12 protein-coding genes and 4 pseudogenes are annotated in these 15,460 nt (G+C 51.9%); 9 read left to right on the top strand and 7 right to left on the bottom strand.

What is annotated here, in order from left to right; all coding sequences use genetic code 11:
- Nucleotides 1–8 precede the first annotated feature (8 nt).
- The 4 genes from JHX88_RS21875 (at nucleotide 9) to JHX88_RS21860 (ending at nucleotide 5,332) form a co-directional block, all read left to right on the top strand.
- On the top strand, nucleotides 9–995 hold the full coding sequence (locus tag JHX88_RS21875) for a glycosyltransferase family 2 protein (protein WP_076529203.1): 987 nt from the start codon (nucleotides 9–11) through the stop codon (nucleotides 993–995).
- A gap of 152 nt (nucleotides 996–1,147) precedes the next feature.
- The gene (cysD, locus tag JHX88_RS21870) at nucleotides 1,148–2,083 is read left to right on the top strand and encodes a sulfate adenylyltransferase subunit CysD (RefSeq protein ID WP_076529199.1); all 936 of its coding nucleotides are present in this window, start codon (nucleotides 1,148–1,150) and stop codon (nucleotides 2,081–2,083) included.
- A complete protein-coding gene (gene cysN, locus JHX88_RS21865; RefSeq protein ID WP_076529201.1) occupies nucleotides 2,083–4,005 on the top strand; it encodes a sulfate adenylyltransferase subunit CysN in 1,923 nt (640 codons plus the stop codon). Before cysD ends, cysN begins: the two co-directional genes overlap by 1 nt.
- Nucleotides 4,006–4,291: 286 nt before the next feature.
- The gene (locus tag JHX88_RS21860; protein WP_076529138.1) at nucleotides 4,292–5,332 is read left to right on the top strand and encodes a hypothetical protein; all 1,041 of its coding nucleotides are present in this window, start codon (nucleotides 4,292–4,294) and stop codon (nucleotides 5,330–5,332) included.
- A 56-nt stretch (nucleotides 5,333–5,388) separates the two neighbouring features.
- On the opposite strand, the gene JHX88_RS21855 is transcribed toward JHX88_RS21860, so the two are convergent.
- The 4 genes from JHX88_RS21855 to JHX88_RS22435 all read right to left on the bottom strand — a co-directional run bounded on the left by JHX88_RS21855 (nucleotide 5,389) and on the right by JHX88_RS22435 (nucleotide 9,648).
- The gene (locus tag JHX88_RS21855) at nucleotides 5,389–6,393 is read right to left on the bottom strand and encodes a hypothetical protein (protein ID WP_141225965.1); all 1,005 of its coding nucleotides are present in this window, start codon (nucleotides 6,391–6,393) and stop codon (nucleotides 5,389–5,391) included.
- A gap of 488 nt (nucleotides 6,394–6,881) precedes the next feature.
- Nucleotides 6,882–7,775 carry a hypothetical protein gene (locus tag JHX88_RS21850; RefSeq protein ID WP_141225964.1) on the bottom strand — a complete coding sequence of 298 codons (894 nt, stop codon included), beginning with the start codon at nucleotides 7,773–7,775 and terminating at the stop codon, nucleotides 6,882–6,884.
- A 656-nt stretch (nucleotides 7,776–8,431) separates the two neighbouring features.
- The gene (locus tag JHX88_RS21840; RefSeq protein WP_076529132.1) at nucleotides 8,432–9,100 is read right to left on the bottom strand and encodes a sulfotransferase family 2 domain-containing protein; all 669 of its coding nucleotides are present in this window, start codon (nucleotides 9,098–9,100) and stop codon (nucleotides 8,432–8,434) included.
- A gap of 260 nt (nucleotides 9,101–9,360) precedes the next feature.
- Nucleotides 9,361–9,648, bottom strand: a complete 288-nt coding sequence (locus JHX88_RS22435) for an ATP-binding protein (protein ID WP_176011512.1) — start codon at nucleotides 9,646–9,648, stop codon at nucleotides 9,361–9,363.
- A 62-nt stretch (nucleotides 9,649–9,710) separates the two neighbouring features.
- On the opposite strand from JHX88_RS22435, the pseudogene JHX88_RS21835 reads away from it, so the two are divergent.
- Nucleotides 9,711–10,390, top strand: a pseudogene (locus tag JHX88_RS21835) (IS5 family transposase); the annotation flags it as partial.
- Between the two features lie 35 nt (nucleotides 10,391–10,425).
- On the opposite strand, the pseudogene JHX88_RS21830 reads toward JHX88_RS21835, so the two are convergent.
- Nucleotides 10,426–11,771, bottom strand: a pseudogene (locus tag JHX88_RS21830) (IS5 family transposase).
- 119 nt (nucleotides 11,772–11,890) lie between these two features.
- Here JHX88_RS21830 and JHX88_RS21825 point away from each other — a divergent pair.
- Nucleotides 11,891–12,016 (top strand): annotated as a pseudogene (locus tag JHX88_RS21825) (IS5-like element ISCARN85 family transposase); the annotation flags it as partial.
- On the opposite strand, the gene JHX88_RS21820 reads toward JHX88_RS21825, so the two are convergent.
- The gene (locus JHX88_RS21820) at nucleotides 12,013–12,291 is read right to left on the bottom strand and encodes a hypothetical protein (RefSeq protein WP_272848301.1); all 279 of its coding nucleotides are present in this window, start codon (nucleotides 12,289–12,291) and stop codon (nucleotides 12,013–12,015) included. The pseudogene JHX88_RS21825 and the gene JHX88_RS21820 overlap by 4 nt on opposite strands.
- A gap of 2 nt (nucleotides 12,292–12,293) precedes the next feature.
- Between JHX88_RS21820 and JHX88_RS22430 the strand changes: the two are divergent.
- Nucleotides 12,294–12,371: pseudogene (locus JHX88_RS22430) on the top strand (IS200/IS605 family transposase); the annotation flags it as partial.
- Between the two features lie 21 nt (nucleotides 12,372–12,392).
- On the opposite strand, the gene JHX88_RS21815 reads toward JHX88_RS22430, so the two are convergent.
- A complete protein-coding gene (locus JHX88_RS21815; protein WP_076529124.1) occupies nucleotides 12,393–13,214 on the bottom strand; it encodes an ABC transporter permease in 822 nt (273 codons plus the stop codon).
- Between the two features lie 317 nt (nucleotides 13,215–13,531).
- On the opposite strand from JHX88_RS21815, the gene JHX88_RS21810 reads away from it, so the two are divergent.
- Complete coding sequence (locus JHX88_RS21810) at nucleotides 13,532–14,797, top strand: KpsE/RkpR family capsule polysaccharide export protein (protein WP_141225962.1); 1,266 nt, start codon at nucleotides 13,532–13,534, stop codon at nucleotides 14,795–14,797.
- The gene (locus JHX88_RS21805; RefSeq protein ID WP_076529119.1) at nucleotides 14,794–15,459 is read left to right on the top strand and encodes an ABC transporter ATP-binding protein; all 666 of its coding nucleotides are present in this window, start codon (nucleotides 14,794–14,796) and stop codon (nucleotides 15,457–15,459) included. The genes JHX88_RS21810 and JHX88_RS21805 overlap by 4 nt, the downstream gene beginning before the upstream one ends.
- Nucleotide 15,460: the final 1 nt, after the last annotated feature.

The following is a 15,460-nucleotide window of genomic DNA, read 5'->3' as shown; positions in this document are numbered from 1 at the left end:
CAGCGGGAATGAAGATAAGCGCAATCATAACTTGCTATAATGTTGAGGAGTATATTGCAACAGCAATACAATCTGTTATCGATTGCAACTTCGACGACTGCGAGATAATTATTGTCGATGACTGCTCGACTGACAAGACAAGAGAAATAATTGATACTATTAATAGCAACAACTTGGATAAAAATATTGTATCTATAAACTTTCCGAAAAACACTCCAGGGGGAGTAGCGGCTGCCGCGAATGCCGGTATGGATGTTGCGACGGGTGAAATTACGCTTTTCGTTGATGGGGATGATTGGGTTGTTCCAGGTCCGACAAGGAGAGCAGTAGAGATCCTTAGGAGAGGTAATAATGATTTCGTTGTATGCAATTGCGGGGAGTACTGGAATCACAACGGTGTTTATACTAACTATCCTGAAGATTCATACTGGACTTCTCTTGGCGATGATCTTCCGCTCGAAGATAAGAGAGATATTCTTATAAAAATGGCGCCATTCCCATGGAGGAAGATATATTCAACGGATTTTTTAAATAGAAATAAGATTCGTTTCCCGGTTGGGGATTTCTTCTTTGAAGATAACCCATTCCACTGGGAGACTACAGTGAAATCTGAATCTTTTACGTTTTATAATGAAATAACTCATATACACAGAATGAATCGACCTGGTCAAACGGTTGGTCAACAAGGCATAAAATTTATTAAAATTTTTGATCATGCAAGAATAATAAAGGATAAGCTTGATCAAGACGGATTAACGGACAGACATCTGCACTCCTATGTTGGGTGGCTTCTCAAGCACATTATATGGTGTGGAAATTATGTGCCTCCGGGTTTTCTGAATGAGGTATATGAAAAATCAAAAATCTTTCTCAAGGATTTGCCGCCTGATATTTTTTGGCATGGCGTCGCGACATCCGGTTTTTCCGCAACTGATGTTCGTAAGGTGGCGGCGATTTATTTGGATCAGCGTTTTGAGTTTTTACGGGAGTTTTAAGTGCTGAGACCAATATGAGGAGCTGATCGAGCAACGCAACCGATGCAATGGACAGCTTCATGCTGGATGTTGGGCGTTATTCCGCCGCCCCTCTTGGTATTGCCGCCGAGATCTGCCAAATGCCACCCCGTATAAGAAATGAGTTCATAGCCATGACAACCCAGCCTGCCACTGACACTGAAATCAGCCCGGCCACGCTGACCCATTTGCAGCGTCTCGAAGCTGAAAGTATTCATATTATGCGCGAGGTTGTGGCCAATGCCGACAACCCCGTCATGCTGTATTCCGTTGGAAAAGATTCTGCCTGCATGCTGCATCTGGCGAAGAAGGCCTTTTATCCGGCCCCGCCGCCCTTTCCGCTCCTGCATGTCGATACGACATGGAAGTTCCGCGCCATGTATGATCTGCGCAATCGTGCCGCCGAAGATGCAGGCATGAAGCTGATCGTGCATCACAATCCCGAAGCCGTAGAGAAGGGAATTAACCCGTTCGATCATGGCAGCCTTCACACCGACATGTGGAAGACCGACGGTCTGAAACAGGCACTGACGAAGTATAACTTCGACGTGGCCTTTGGCGGTGCCCGCCGTGACGAAGAGAAATCGCGCGCCAAGGAGCGCATCTTCTCGTTCCGTTCGGCCAATCACCGTTGGGATCCCAAGAACCAGCGCCCTGAATTGTGGCGGCAATATAACACCCGCAAGGCCAAGGGAGAATCGATCCGCGTCTTCCCGCTGTCGAACTGGACCGAACTGGATATCTGGCAATACATTCATCTCGAGAATATCGAGATCGTGCCGCTGTATTTCTCGGAACCTCGCCCGGTGGTGGAGCGTGACGGGCTGTTGATCATGGTCGATGACGACCGCTTCCCGCTGCGCGAGGGCGAAGAACCGCAGATGAAATCGGTGCGTTTCCGCACGCTCGGCTGCTATCCTCTGACGGGCGCGGTCGAGTCCGAGGCAAGCACCCTGCCCGAGGTCATTCAGGAAATGCTGCTGACCACCACTTCGGAACGGCAGGGGCGCGCGATTGATCATGATCAATCCGCCTCGATGGAGAAGAAGAAGCAGGAGGGGTATTTCTGATGACCCTTGATACCAAAGACCCCGTTTATGTCACGGACTCGCTGATTGCCGAGGACATTGACGCCTATCTGTTGAAGCATCAGCACAAGACCATGCTGCGCTTCATCACCTGCGGTTCGGTGGATGACGGCAAATCGACGCTGATCGGGCGGTTGCTCTATGACAGCAAGATGATCTTCGAGGATCAGCTTGCCAGCCTTGAAAGCGATTCCAAGAATGTCGGCACGCAGTCGGGCGAGATCGATTTCGCGCTTCTGGTCGACGGTCTCGCAGCCGAGCGCGAGCAGGGCATTACCATTGATGTCGCCTATCGCTTCTTCGCGACGGACAAGCGGAAATTCATCGTCGCCGACACGCCGGGGCATGAACAGTATACCCGTAACATGGTCACCGGCGCCTCGACCGCCGATCTGGCCGTTATCCTGATCGATGCGCGTCAGGGTGTGCTGACCCAAACTCGGCGGCACAGCTACCTGGTGAACCAGCTTGGCATCCGCAACGTGGTGCTGGCGGTGAACAAGATGGACCTGGTCGATTACTCGGCCGAGCGGTTCTATGAAATCGTCAGCGATTATTCGCATTTCGCCAAGCAGATCGGTATGGAAAGCTTCCAGCCGATCCCGATCTCGGGGCTGAAAGGCGACAATATCGTCAGCAAGAGCCCGAACATGGAATGGTTCCAGGGCCCGACCTTGCTGGGCCATCTGGAAGACGCCCCGATCAGCGAAGCGCGGTTGCAGGATCATCCTTTCCGCATGGCGGTGCAGTGGGTAAATCGTCCGAATCTCGACTTCCGCGGTTTTGCCGGACAGATCGGCGCGGGCGTAGTGCGTCCGGGCGATCCGATCCGGGTTCTGCCTTCGGGCAAGACCACCAAGGTCAAGTCCATCGTGTCCTTCGATGGAAATCTCGACCAGGGGGTTGCCGGACAATCCATCACGCTGACCTTCGAGGACGAGATCGACTGTTCGCGCGGCGATGTGATCGTCAAGTCGGACGAGCCCTGCGAGGTTGCCGACCAGTTCGAAGCCACGCTGGTCTGGATGTCCGAAGAGGAAATGCTGCCGGGCCGTCCCTATATCCTGAAGATCGGCACCCAAAGTGTCACTGCGACGGTCACCGAGCCGAAATACGAGGTGAACGTCAACACGATGGAACAACTGGCCTCCAAGACCCTGGGGCTGAATGCCATCGGCGTGGTCAATATCTCGACCGACCGGGCGATTCCGTTCGAGGCCTATGATCAGAACCCCGATCTGGGCGGCTTCATCCTGATCGACCGGCTGACCAATGCGACGGTCGCGGCGGGCATGATCCGTTTCGCCCTGCGCCGCAGCCAGAACATCCACTGGCAGGCTGTCGATGTGGACCGCGACGCCCACGCCGCCCTCAAGAACCAGAAGGCTGCCGTGGTCTGGTTCACGGGTCTGTCTGGTTCGGGCAAATCAACCATCGCCAATATCGTCGAGAAGAAGCTGCATGCCCTTGGCAAGCACACCTTCCTTCTGGATGGCGACAATGTTCGTCACGGGCTAAACCGCGACCTGGGCTTTACCGATGCCGACCGGGTGGAAAACATCCGCCGCGTCGGCGAGGTGGCGCGCCTGATGACCGATGCCGGGCTGATCGTGCTGACGGCCTTCATCTCGCCCTTCCGGTCCGAGCGTCGGATGGTGCGCGATCTGATGGCCGATGGTGAGTTCCTCGAGGTATATGTCGATACCCCGCTGGAGGTGGCCGAAGAGCGTGACGTCAAGGGGCTGTACAAGAAGGCGCGTTCGGGCGAGTTGAAGAACTTCACCGGCATCGACAGCCCCTATGAAGAGCCCGAAACCGCCGAGTTGATCGTGAACACGGTTGAACTGACTGCCGAAGAGGCTGCCGAGAAGGTGGTCGAACGCATTCTCAGGGCATCGCGCTGATCTGATTGTGAGATCGACGCCGGCCTCGGAAAATCCGGGGCCGGTGGTTGGGCGTCACGGAAGAAGTACGAACCGGAAGCGATCGGTACACCAGCCGTTACTTGAACCAGCCGGTTGTTCTGCATAGGCTTCAGTTGCCGGTCAATGGAATCAATTGTCGACCAATGGATCATTAATGTGACGACCAACAATAATCGCCAACGCATCATGCCGAACAAGCGGCACTTGGCTGAATTGCTGACCCGCTAACCTGAAACTAAACCATTCGCTTTCGGAGGAATCTATCATGCTCAAGAAGCTGGTTTTTCACATTGGTAGCTTCAAGAGCGGTAGCACGGCGATTCAGTCGACTCTCGCATTGAAGACTTACAATTGTAGAGGTTTTGACATCCTCTATCCGGGGCTCGGTGTGCATGAAGGGCGAGAAAAGATCAGGGGACAGCATGGCCCTTTGGCAAACACACTCTTTCGGCAGAATCCTGCGTATAACAAACGGGATGAACACTTCTCGCGAATTGCCCGGAATATTGAGACTGTCGATGCGGATGTCAGTATAATATCGGCAGAGAAATTCGAATATGCCGATCCAAGAGTCTTAGCTGAAATGATCAACAAGCATTTCGGGAAGTTCAAGGACAACTTGCAAATCATTATTTACCTGCGCCCCCATGCCGAGAGGGTTTTGGCTGCTTTCGCCGAGCGGGTGAAGCATGGAAGTTTTCGCGGTGATATGGATGATTTGCACGCTCAGACTAAACCCTTGACCGGAGCGCTCCAGAGGGGTTTCTATTATTATCCGCGGCTAAACCTGTGGCGTGACGTTTTTGGAGATAGACTAACGGTTAGGCCAATGGTTCGCTCCGAGTTGAGGCAGGCGGATGTCGTGACTGATTTTTTTTATCAGATTCTCGACGGGGCCGAGTGCTCGGTGACTGATGTGCCAAGTAAGAATGCTTCTCCCTCGCTGGAGGATCTGGTAGCGGTTCGCGCCTTTCATCAGGCTTGCGGCAAACGGAAGGTGACATTGCGGCAAGAGCAGGCCGGCATTCGACTAGTTCAGTCTTTTGCCGAATTTCCTGAGCGGAACGCGACCCGGCTCGCTCTGCATATGAATCTCGTCGCCGATATCACCGCAACCTATGCCGAAGACGCGCAAGCGATCGATAGCGCATTCTTTGATGGAACGCCAATGCAGGATGCGCTCAGGCAGGCGGGAGAAAAAGCCGTGCCTCATCCGCAGTCACTTGATGCCACCCAGCATCTGGATCACCAGCAATTCAGATTGCTTATGGTATGGGCGCGAGCCATGGCGGAACTAACGGCATAAAGTATCTTCGGGCCTGAGGCTGCAGATTATCTTTTCCAAGATCAAACTGTAGTTGGTTATGAGAGCTGCATACGCGAAATCACCAACATCAGATCTCGGGGCTCCAGATTTTGTGGCGCGAGCATTGCTGCGCGGTCAGACGCGATTGTCGGAAAGAACTCATCGGGATCAATGCCGCTACCCTGAAGAGCATCAATATTGTCGTTGCGGAAATGACGGCGCAGAATTTCGGCCTGTTCGGTGGAGAGTGACATTTTCTGCACCTTGCCCTTGGTTTCCAAAAGTTGACTGAATGTGGCCGTCAGTTTGTTGGCGCGGACTCGTTGCCTCAGATTTCCGGCATCCCGGCCAGCTTCGGTAACGAACTGATTGATCTGACGCATGAATTCGACTGCGCGATAATCGAGGCCCTCGTTTTCCGGGGCTTGCAGCGCCGTGCCATCTCTAGCTGCCCCGATCGCCTGCAGGAAGTCGAAGAACAGCTCGCCTTCCGGCCAAAATTTTGGATCAAAAGGGCGCACGAGAACGTTTTGCTCTCCAAAGATTGTACGCCAGGGTGCTAGTCTCTGACCGAAGTAAAGTTCCTTAACTTTCCCATGATCGGAGAAATTGAAAGGTCGGCTGCGGCCGGCTTTGACACTTTCTTGATAGGTGGAAAGGAAATAGGAATCCTGACGACGAATGTAAGCGATGACAGTGATCTCAAAATCTGGAAACTGGTCCTTCAACCATTGGATCTTGTCCGTTCCCATAGCCCTTTCACCGAACCCTTCCGAAGACAGGACCAACGTGTTGAAGTTGCTGTGGTGCAGTTGGGTGTATAGCGAATCGTAAGCCTGTGCGAGTGTGGCGCGTTTCTTAGGAACTAGCCAGGGTAGGTTGCGGCCGGGTACGGCGGCAGCCAGTGGAACGTGCTGCCAGCGCTGCGTGTATGGAGCCTGCGGATCGTGAGGATAAAAAATGCCTTGCCGCGCGAGTACATGGGTATTGGCCGCCAAATTCTTTTGTAGGCTTGTCGAACCGGTTTTGTTGAAGCCGATATGCAGAAATAGCTTTTTCACGTGCCGTTCCAATCCTTTGCTTGAATTTTCGATATGCCTGAGGATTGTATAATGCGCTCCGTCTGAGACTGTCCAGCCGGGCCTTGCCAGGTCCGTGATCGGTGGGGAATCTTGCCGACGGTTCGGGTGCGATACGGCAAATTATTCCCCTATGCCGATGTTTATTGAAGCTCTCGCAATATCCGTACTCCCAAGGTGAACCAGGTTCGATATAGGTCGCTCCGGTAATGGGATCAGGACGCGGCGAGTACGGCACTCGGAATCTTCACCTCGCTGCGCAAATGATTGATGCAGGTGCGATAGCGAGTAAAGCTCAGTTCCTCCGCTATTCTCAGTCGTTAATTCTTCTTTTAGAGCCGATTGAGCTCCTTCAATTAATCACTTCCGATACCTCGTAATACTTGTGCCAGCGGCCAACTCAGTGAGAAAGTGTCGCTCTTTAGGAGTCGGGTTCTCCGAAAATCGGCGTTGTTAATATTTAACCATCCCTATTTAAATAGCCGATCTGCCAAAGCAGGCTTTTTCATTTGGTATAAAATATCCCTAAGACGTTCTTTTCGCACTACACTTTTGGACGCTCCGACATCCTCAGCAAATCTCTGAAGAAAGGCGTGACTCTCTCGTCGTTTTCTGAATAGTTCATAGAACCTCGTATCTGACATGCTTTCATCGACGCACTCGCGCACAATTGTTGAAAGTATACCTATCTTTCGCAAAACCTGTATCGTGGTATGATTAGTTCGCGATGCCTTAAGAAGGGTTACATTCGGAGCTCTAAGGCGGATGGCATGCTGTTGATCCAGATGTGTTTTTGGATCATAAATTATCCACGCTTTTTTGGCGTGCTGGAGCTCATTCGCTGCATCTGAATAAGGACCGTTCCAATCCGCTTTACGGCCAGACCGAAACCGGGTTTCCCATCCAACAATCTTTGGGCAGAGCGTTGATTGAGGCGAGAATGCGATTACAATACTATTGGGAGATAGGGAAGAAAAGGCGCAAGCTGCATATCCTCCCATTGATGATCCTGAAAAAACCACTTTCTCATATTTCTCAAAAAAACCATCGTCAGAAAGTTTTTGAAGAGTATAGAATAACCTTGTGTTCCGGTACCAATTTGGAGAAAAAGCGAATCCACCAAGATATGACCAACCTGATTTTTCTGCAAAAGTGTATCCCCATGGGTCTCGAATACGGTACGATGATCGGGCACCTGCAAGATTATCAAAACCAACATAGAGCGTGCTCGAGTCTCGATCAGTATGTTGTAAGGCGAATTCATCATCCGAGATAAAGAAACCCCGCTTGTGCGGCGACACCGAAAAGTCTGTCAGCCATTTTGGAGATGTGAGGCGTTTGGTGGTATTATTTACAGATTGCAAATCAATTCTCCCAATTTGTGTGCCGATTAGCGTAACTGTCTGACTATGACATCAGGCCAGATGTCCTGAGCTCCAATTCTAGGTGAGTAATTCGTCGCTCTTGCTATCTTGTGATTATGGATACGGTCGACGATGATTGTGAGGTAGGCTCGCGAGTCGAAGTCGGTCATTTTGGCGGTTTCAATAGGCGTCATTCGACATGCGCTCTACTACCATAGATCGTACGGCGTTGCCATAAACGCACGTCAAAGCAGGTGGATAAATCACTCCACGCGTGTGGGTGATGCATGTCAGTCGGGTCGTCGCCAATCGAAACCTTCACAGCATGGCAAGCTGTGCCGATTGACAGAGAAATGCCCGCTTGTGAGCTCTTTCGATATTGATCCCTGGAAGGCTAGCCCTTCAAAAGTCACAGGGTCATGGGACCGGCTTCTAATCTGATGCGCTCGATGGGGACTCCGGTGTTGCTCGATGCAAGGGTGGGTTCCCGGGATAGCTAGTGACCTTTATCTCTCGGCAGATTCGAATTCCTGATCTCATCCGTACCGCAAATGACGGTCCCGAAACTACAACATCAACCAGCCGTGATACCTGTATGACTCTGTTATGTGATCAAACGGCCAATTCGGTGCCTTAATTGGATCCTTTGATAACTGTCAGGATAATTTTTCATACTTAAAATTATTAAAATCAACGCCGTAAAATTCATTTAAAGCTCTAATGGCGTCACGAGTAAGACGTGTTATATCATATGCCCCACCATATCCGCTTGTTTGATTTATCGGATTGTCAATGGAATTTCCCAGATACTTTCCAATACTTTCTTCTTTTACCTCATGTAAATTTTCGAGTTTAAATACATCGTTAACCCAAATTTTTCCAGAGTAATAGAAGAAGTTACTTTGCTTGCGAAAATGAACCATTCGGACATCTTGATCAATTATATCCTGTTTAAGGGAGGTTAACGCAAATTCGCTTGCAATGCCATAAAAGAGGTCCTCATTTGATAAAACGGCATTTCGTATATATGGAGTGCATAGCTTTAAATGCTGAGAAATTGCTGACATGAACCGGCTGTATGGATTTCTGGAAAAACCAAATTTATAATATGACTCTATGCTTGCAAATACATCAGGGAAGAACCGATTTAGTTGAAATGGAGTAATATGCGCTAAATCCAGTGTTTTCTTCAAATCTCCGACTTCTTTCCATTCGAAAAAAAAATTTTCTCGAGTATCAAATGGCATAAGGGCAGTCCGGAAAGTCATTCCGCCAACTTTCGGGTTGTGAACAAACACGAATTTTTCGACGTCCGATATAATCATGCTTGTTCTCCCGTAGCGTTGTTGTATGGGTGAAATTTTTTCATATATTTTTTTAAGCAATATCGTGACATTCTCATCTCAGAAATATTTATTGAGCCGTTGTGTGCATTTTAGTTGTGTATACCAATAAGGCGGGATATAATGGTGCAGGTTTGCTTGTTTCTGATCTTTGATTTAAGCATTGGATTTCTTGTCAGCTCAACCTTGCTTCCATATCCTGCGACTGGAGGTAGATCTGCTGGCATGATCGCCCTTGCCTGTCAATACCAATCCAGCTCTCTGAGAGAGGTATCATGCATCCCTTTGCTAGTGCGAGGATGCAAAAATTCCAATACTCTGACAGTCCGGTCTCGGTGGGTTTGATTGCGAACCCGGTCTAGGAAGGCATCTGCCAAGAGGTCCTCGCCGACGACTTCGCACCAGTCAGCGACAGGGCGCTGCGATATCAGCATGGTTGAAGCTGTCTCGTCCCGATCCTCAATCACTTCGAACAGATTTACGGCTTCCTGCCGTCCCATCGGAAGTAGCGCGAAATCATCCAGGATCAATAGATCCAACCTAGGGCGTTTTAACGCTATTTATGTTGCACGGGTTCTGCTAAACTCATGAAATAAATGAGATAAGCGAACAACAATATGAATTGATTCGCCCCTATCTACCGGTTCAGCGTGGCAATGTGCGGATTTCCAATCTGACCATGATCAATGCGGTGCTTTATATCACCGAGAACGGCTGCAAATGGCGCGCTTTGCCGCCCAGGTTCGGCAACTGGCATACCGTCTATACCCGGCTGCGGCGATGGGTCGAAGCGGGCGTTCTCGACCGGCTATTCGCTGCCCTGCAGGAGCATCGGCTGATCCGCATCAAAGTTGAATGTCTCGGCCTCGATAGCACAAGTGTGAAGGTGCATCCCGATGGCACGGGAGCACCGGAAAAAAGGGACCCCAAGCCATCGGGAAATCCCGCGGAGGATGGAACACCAAGGTTCATCTGGTTGCCGCGAATGAACGAACAGCCCTGACTTTCAGCCTTTCGGGCGGTCAAGCGCATGATGCGCCCGAAGGCAGGTCGCTGTTGAAGCAGTGGAATACAGGGCTCACTGGTCTGCCTATGCTGATGGACCGGGCCTATGAAGGCGACGAAACCCGGCAGCTGGTGCTCGATCTGGGGTTCGAACCGGTCGTGCCGCCCAAGGCAAACAGAGCTGCATCATGGCAATATGACCGCAGCCTCTACAAGCGCCGAAACGAAGTGGTCGATCTTGAACAATCTGCAGATGCGTTCGAGCAAGGCGTTTTGATCAGCAGTCGCGCCTGAAAGAGCGCTCAGGCTGGGCAGTTTTCGAGTGCCCGACGCCAGTTGATCTTACGGGAGCAACTGGCGAGCAGCAGGATGAGAAGCCACAACTCCCTGAGATGGGCGAGGATCTTTCGGATGTTGTGACCGCATCCGCACAGGACGGCAAAGATGGCATCACCGATCAGCCCCTTGAGCGGACAACGTGCCAGGCGACCATCGGTTTTCATATGCCCGATTTCCGGCTCGATGGCGCTGCGTCGTCGCAGCAACCTGGCGAGTGTCGGCGTCAGGCCCCGTCGCATGCCGCTGATCAGCACGCGGGTGGTTGTGACTCCGTGGCCCCGATAGCCGCGATCAACGACGGCGAGCTCCGGGGTCTCGCCGGTCAGGATCGCGACCTGCTCCAGGGCGGGCGCCAGGGTATGGCCGTCATAGGGGTTGCCGGGGAAGCTGCGGGTTCCCAGGACGAATCCGTCGTCGATGGTGGTGGTGATGCTGACCTTGGTGCCGAATTCATAGCGCTGCCGCGCCTTGCCCTTCGAGATGCAATCCACCTGCGGTTCATGCAGGGCGTAGATTTTTCCGGAGCTTTTCGGCCCCTGCTGTAGCAGCCCACCGATGAGAACCAGCATATCCAGCACCCGCTCGCGCAGCGCCCCGGCGGGAATATCATCGAGCTGGCGGCGAATATCGCGTAACACACGTCCCGTGTAGCCCTTGAGCTTCTTCAGCGCCTTGCGCATCCGTTTGAACTGGCGGGCATGGGCATAGCGCCCGACCTGCCGAGCCAGCCTCGGCGCGAGGCGATTATAGTTCTGCCGAAGGGTCAGCCCCGCCTCGGCGGCCAGGGCGACCAGCTGCCTGCGGGCCCGCTCATAAAGCCGGGCGTCGGTGGGGTGCGCGATATTCTTTTCATCACCGTCGTGTCCACGCTCACCCGTTTCAGGCTCTTGTCTGTGACCGCACCTGAACTGCGTGCCGCCTCGATCGTTTTGGTCAGCAACCATTCCACCCCTTCCTCGCCAATCCGCTTGCGCCAGCGGCTCATCGAGGACGGATCGATCGGCGGACCGTGCTGGAAGAAGGTCTCGCCGGTGAAGTGTTGGTAGTAGGGATTCTCCACCCACCGGGCGACGACCGCCTCGTCCGAGAGATTGAAGGCGTGCTGGAGATACATCAGCCCCGCGATCAACCGCGGCGAGGTCGCTGGCCGACCCCGATGTGACGGGAAAAACCCCGCCCATTCCTGATCGAAAAACTCCCAGTCAATCAACGTAGCCAGCTTCACCAGTTCATGGCGGGCATCGAGCATGTCCACCAATCGCGGTCGTAGCAGATCATCCTGTTCGGGAGCACGGGAATGAGGCTTCATGGGGCGACCTGAAATTGCAAGCTTTCCGGCCACAGCTTATAAAACCCTGCGATCCAGAGCGAACAAAATCCTGCCATAAAGCTATAAAATCAACACATTCCGGGTTGTTCAGGCCGGAGGAAGTGGAACGCCTGTTTCGCAGACTGAAAGGCTTTAGGCGCATTTTCTCCCGCTTCGACAAGCTCGATGTCATGTTCAGGGCGTTCCTCAATTTCGCACTCATCATCGACATGATGAAGTGTTAACACGCCCTAGTCAGCTTCGTGCGCAGCTTTGACAGGCTGCTGTCGCAGCCGCGCAAAATTGAGTTCCTCCGCCAGGCGAGATGTGCGGACATATCTCGTCGATTTCGCGTTGTGCACTGCGGCATGTCCCAATGCGCAGGCAAGGCAAGTTTTTCAGTGCCGCTAGCACCAGTTGTGATCATGTTCTGGTTGCGGGTGATCCAGTCGCCATAGTTGGTGGCCGGAAGCGCGGCAAAGCCCTGCAGATCTTCTTCAAACAGATCATTGCGCGACATTTTGCCGGCAAGTCTGCCGCGAGAACGAAGTCGATATCTTACGCGGGGTATTATCGACCGATCACGTGCATGTGTTCGTGTGTCAGGCTTTTTCTAGGAGTTCAGCTGTTCAGCAAGTCGCGGTGATAGCGGACCAATAGTGCCAATCCGATGGCCATCAACGTCAGCCCCACTGAAAATATGTAAACTGGGCTGACATAATCACCAATATAAGACGGATAGAAAGATTTTCGCATTTGCCCGACGACATGCGTCAGCGGATTGAACCACAGATAGTCCTGATACGGCTTTGGCACGTCGTCAAAGATGAAGAAGATACCGGATATGATGAAGAGTGGCCGTGTTAGAATGGACCAAGCCGACTGCCACCAGGGGAAGGCAGCGAAAAGGAAGCAGTTCAATGTTCCTGCTCCGACCGAGATGACGAAAGCCATCAACAACGAAAGAGCGATTCCGGTAATCTGCGGGTCTGTGCGTGTCTCTTGCGTGAGGTAGATACCCGTGAAGATCAAGTAGGAGACCAAGATTTGCGTCACGGTGTTGAAGAATATTCGCGCCAGTAGCGCGTCCATGAAAGTCACGGCTGGATAGGCTAAGAGTGATTTCGAATATTGAATTGACTGCGCGACTTTCCCCGACAGTGACATATAGAACATGAACGGAACGAGCCCGGTTGCGTAAAAAATCGCAAAATTTGTGCCCATCGGCGGCGAACGGAAGCCTAGGGAGAAGATGATAGTGAGAAGAATGATACCACCAACTGGCTCGGCCACAGCCCACACATAACCATGTGCTGTTCGTCCATTCGTGGTAGACATCTCGCGTAGAATCAGTGCCCCGATGGCGCGCAAACTGGCGAATCGGCGCTGTTTGTGCGCCGGTCGCAGTTGCGTTTCATCTGTTGGTGTAACGGAACTGGGCATCTGTCTACGGGGCTTCTGCCATGAAGGACCAAGATTTTGTGATGGATCGGTGCTGGAACTGTTGTGCCGAGTTATGTATGAGAGTCTCGCGTAGAGATCAACAGACGGTTTGGAGCGACACTTATAGCTTGCCCGAGAAAACGCCTCGGAGTTATTCATGAGGCAACCAGAGGCTCCCCAGAACAACGCAGGCGTCCGGAATTATAGCCCGTTATTGCTCACAATCGTGTCATCGCGTTGCGTTGATCACGACTCTGTGAGTGAAAAGGCTTCCTGAAGAATAGACGGTAGAGACGCACAGTAACAACGAGGCGAAGGTGGAAGACGGCCAGAATTCTGATCAACAAAGCGTCAAGAGCAAGAAAAGTGAGAGGGCCAACAAGAAGGGCCCGGATGGTCGTGGCGATTTGACAAAGTATAGCCGGCCGAAGAGGCGCCAGAATGCGCCTCTGCCACAGGTTCGCCCGACCGCTCGCAAGGCCCATGTCCAGCGGCGCCATATTGTACTTGCATTCAGCTTCATGCTGATTGTGCTGCTGCCTATAGCAGTCTCAGCCTGGTATCTGTGGACGCGTGCTGCTGATCAATATGCTTCTTATCTGGGCTTTTCGGTGCGCAGTGAAACCGGCTCGACCTCAAGTGAGGTCCTGGGGGGAATTACGTCTTTAGTCGGGATGACCAATAGTTCTAGCAGTGATACAGATATTCTCTATAAATTTATCCAGAGCCACGACTTGGTTGCGCGTGTGGATGCTCGGCTGGACCTGCGTGAGATATGGTCCAAGGCCCCAGACGATCCTGTGTTTTCCTATACCGGCAATACCTCGCTGGAAGATTTGCTGAGCGAATGGGATCGCAAGGTTCGTGTCTATTACGACAATGGGATGATCGATTTGCGAGTGCTGGCATTCGACGCTCAAGATGCCCATGCTATAGCACAGGCAATCTATGATGAAAGCACCATCCTGATAAACCAGTTGAACGATGTTGCTCGTGAAGATGCACTACGCTATGCGCGGATCGAGTTGGAGGATGCGCTGGAGAGGCTCAAAGAAGCTCGTCAGGAAGTGACAACTTTCCGCAACCGACACCAGATGGTCGACCCATCTGCCGATGTACAAAGTCAGGCTGGCGTTGTTTCCTCTTTGCAGCAGCAGTTGGCTGAGGCATTGGTCCAGCTGGGCCTGTTGCAGGCCAATGCTCAACCCAGTGATCCGCGTATCGAGCAATCTGAGCTACGTATCAGGGTAATTCGTGAACAAATCGAGGCTGAGCGGCAGAAATTCAGTTCGGAAACTGCGACAGGTGAGGCACTATCGGATGTCGTTGGTCAATATGAATCCTTGGCCGTAGATCGTGATTTCGCAGAAAGTACTTACACAGCTGCCTTGGCGGCCTATGATTCCGCTCGAGCCGAGGCTACACGTCAATCGCGCTATCTGGCGGCCTATGTCAAACCGACTCTCGCGCAAGAGGCCGAGTACCCCGAGCGTGCCAGACTGATGATGATTTTAAGCGGCTTTTTGCTGGTGATCTGGATTATTGGGGTGTTGATCTTCTATAGTTTACGTGACCGGCGATGATACAACTACAGAACCTGACAAAATCCTATTTCTTGAATAACCACCGCACGACAGTAGCCGATAATATCAATGCGGTATTTCCTACTGGTGTTTCGGTCGCATTGCTGGGGCGCAATGGAGCCGGAAAATCTTCACTTTTGCGAATGATTTCGGGAGAAATGCTGCCTACTTCCGGAGAGATCCTATCGGATGGTACGATCAGCTGGCCGGTGGGGTTTGCGGGATCTTTTCATCGCGAATTGACGGGTGAGCAGAATTGCCGTTTTGTGGCTCGTATCTATGATGTGGATACAGATGAAATGGTTGAATTTGTTGAGGATTTTGCAGAGCTGGATGCGCATTTTTATATGCCGATTCGTACCTATTCTTCCGGTATGAAGGCGCGGCTGGCTTTTGGCGTTTCGATGGCGGTGCCTTTCGACACCTATCTGGTCGATGAAGTTTCTGCTGTGGGAGATGCATCCTTCAAGGCCAAATCAAACCGCGTTTTCAACGAACGTATGAACAAGGCCGGTGCCATAGTTGTATCACATTCGATGAAAATGTTACGCCAGACCTGTCAGGCAGGTGCGGTGCTGGAAAATGGGCAAATGACCTACTACGATGAGCTTGAAGATGCCATAGAAGTGCACTTGAGCAATATGGATCAGCCAACGCGATGAG

The sequence above is a fragment of the Paracoccus saliphilus genome (assembly GCF_028553805.1).
Classification (GTDB): domain Bacteria; phylum Pseudomonadota; class Alphaproteobacteria; order Rhodobacterales; family Rhodobacteraceae; genus Paracoccus; species Paracoccus saliphilus.
This window is presented reverse-complemented; position numbering and strand designations above follow the sequence as displayed.

What these genes read in the sequence shown, in the direction of transcription:
- JHX88_RS21860 (WP_076529138.1), top strand. Translation starts at nt 4,292, where the DNA reads ATGCTCAAGAAGCTGGTTTTTCACATTGGTAGCTTCAAGAGCGGTAGC.
- JHX88_RS21805 (WP_076529119.1), top strand. Translation starts at nt 14,794, where the DNA reads ATGATACAACTACAGAACCTGACAAAATCCTATTTCTTGAATAACCAC.
- JHX88_RS21815 (WP_076529124.1), bottom strand. Translation starts at nt 13,214, where the DNA reads ATGCCCAGTTCCGTTACACCAACAGATGAAACGCAACTGCGACCGGCG.
- JHX88_RS21820 (WP_272848301.1), bottom strand. Translation starts at nt 12,291, where the DNA reads ATGTCGCGCAATGATCTGTTTGAAGAAGATCTGCAGGGCTTTGCCGCG.
- JHX88_RS21875 (WP_076529203.1), top strand. Translation starts at nt 9, where the DNA reads ATGAAGATAAGCGCAATCATAACTTGCTATAATGTTGAGGAGTATATT.
- cysD (WP_076529199.1), top strand. Translation starts at nt 1,148, where the DNA reads ATGACAACCCAGCCTGCCACTGACACTGAAATCAGCCCGGCCACGCTG.
- cysN (WP_076529201.1), top strand. Translation starts at nt 2,083, where the DNA reads ATGACCCTTGATACCAAAGACCCCGTTTATGTCACGGACTCGCTGATT.
- JHX88_RS21840 (WP_076529132.1), bottom strand. Translation starts at nt 9,100, where the DNA reads ATGATTATATCGGACGTCGAAAAATTCGTGTTTGTTCACAACCCGAAA.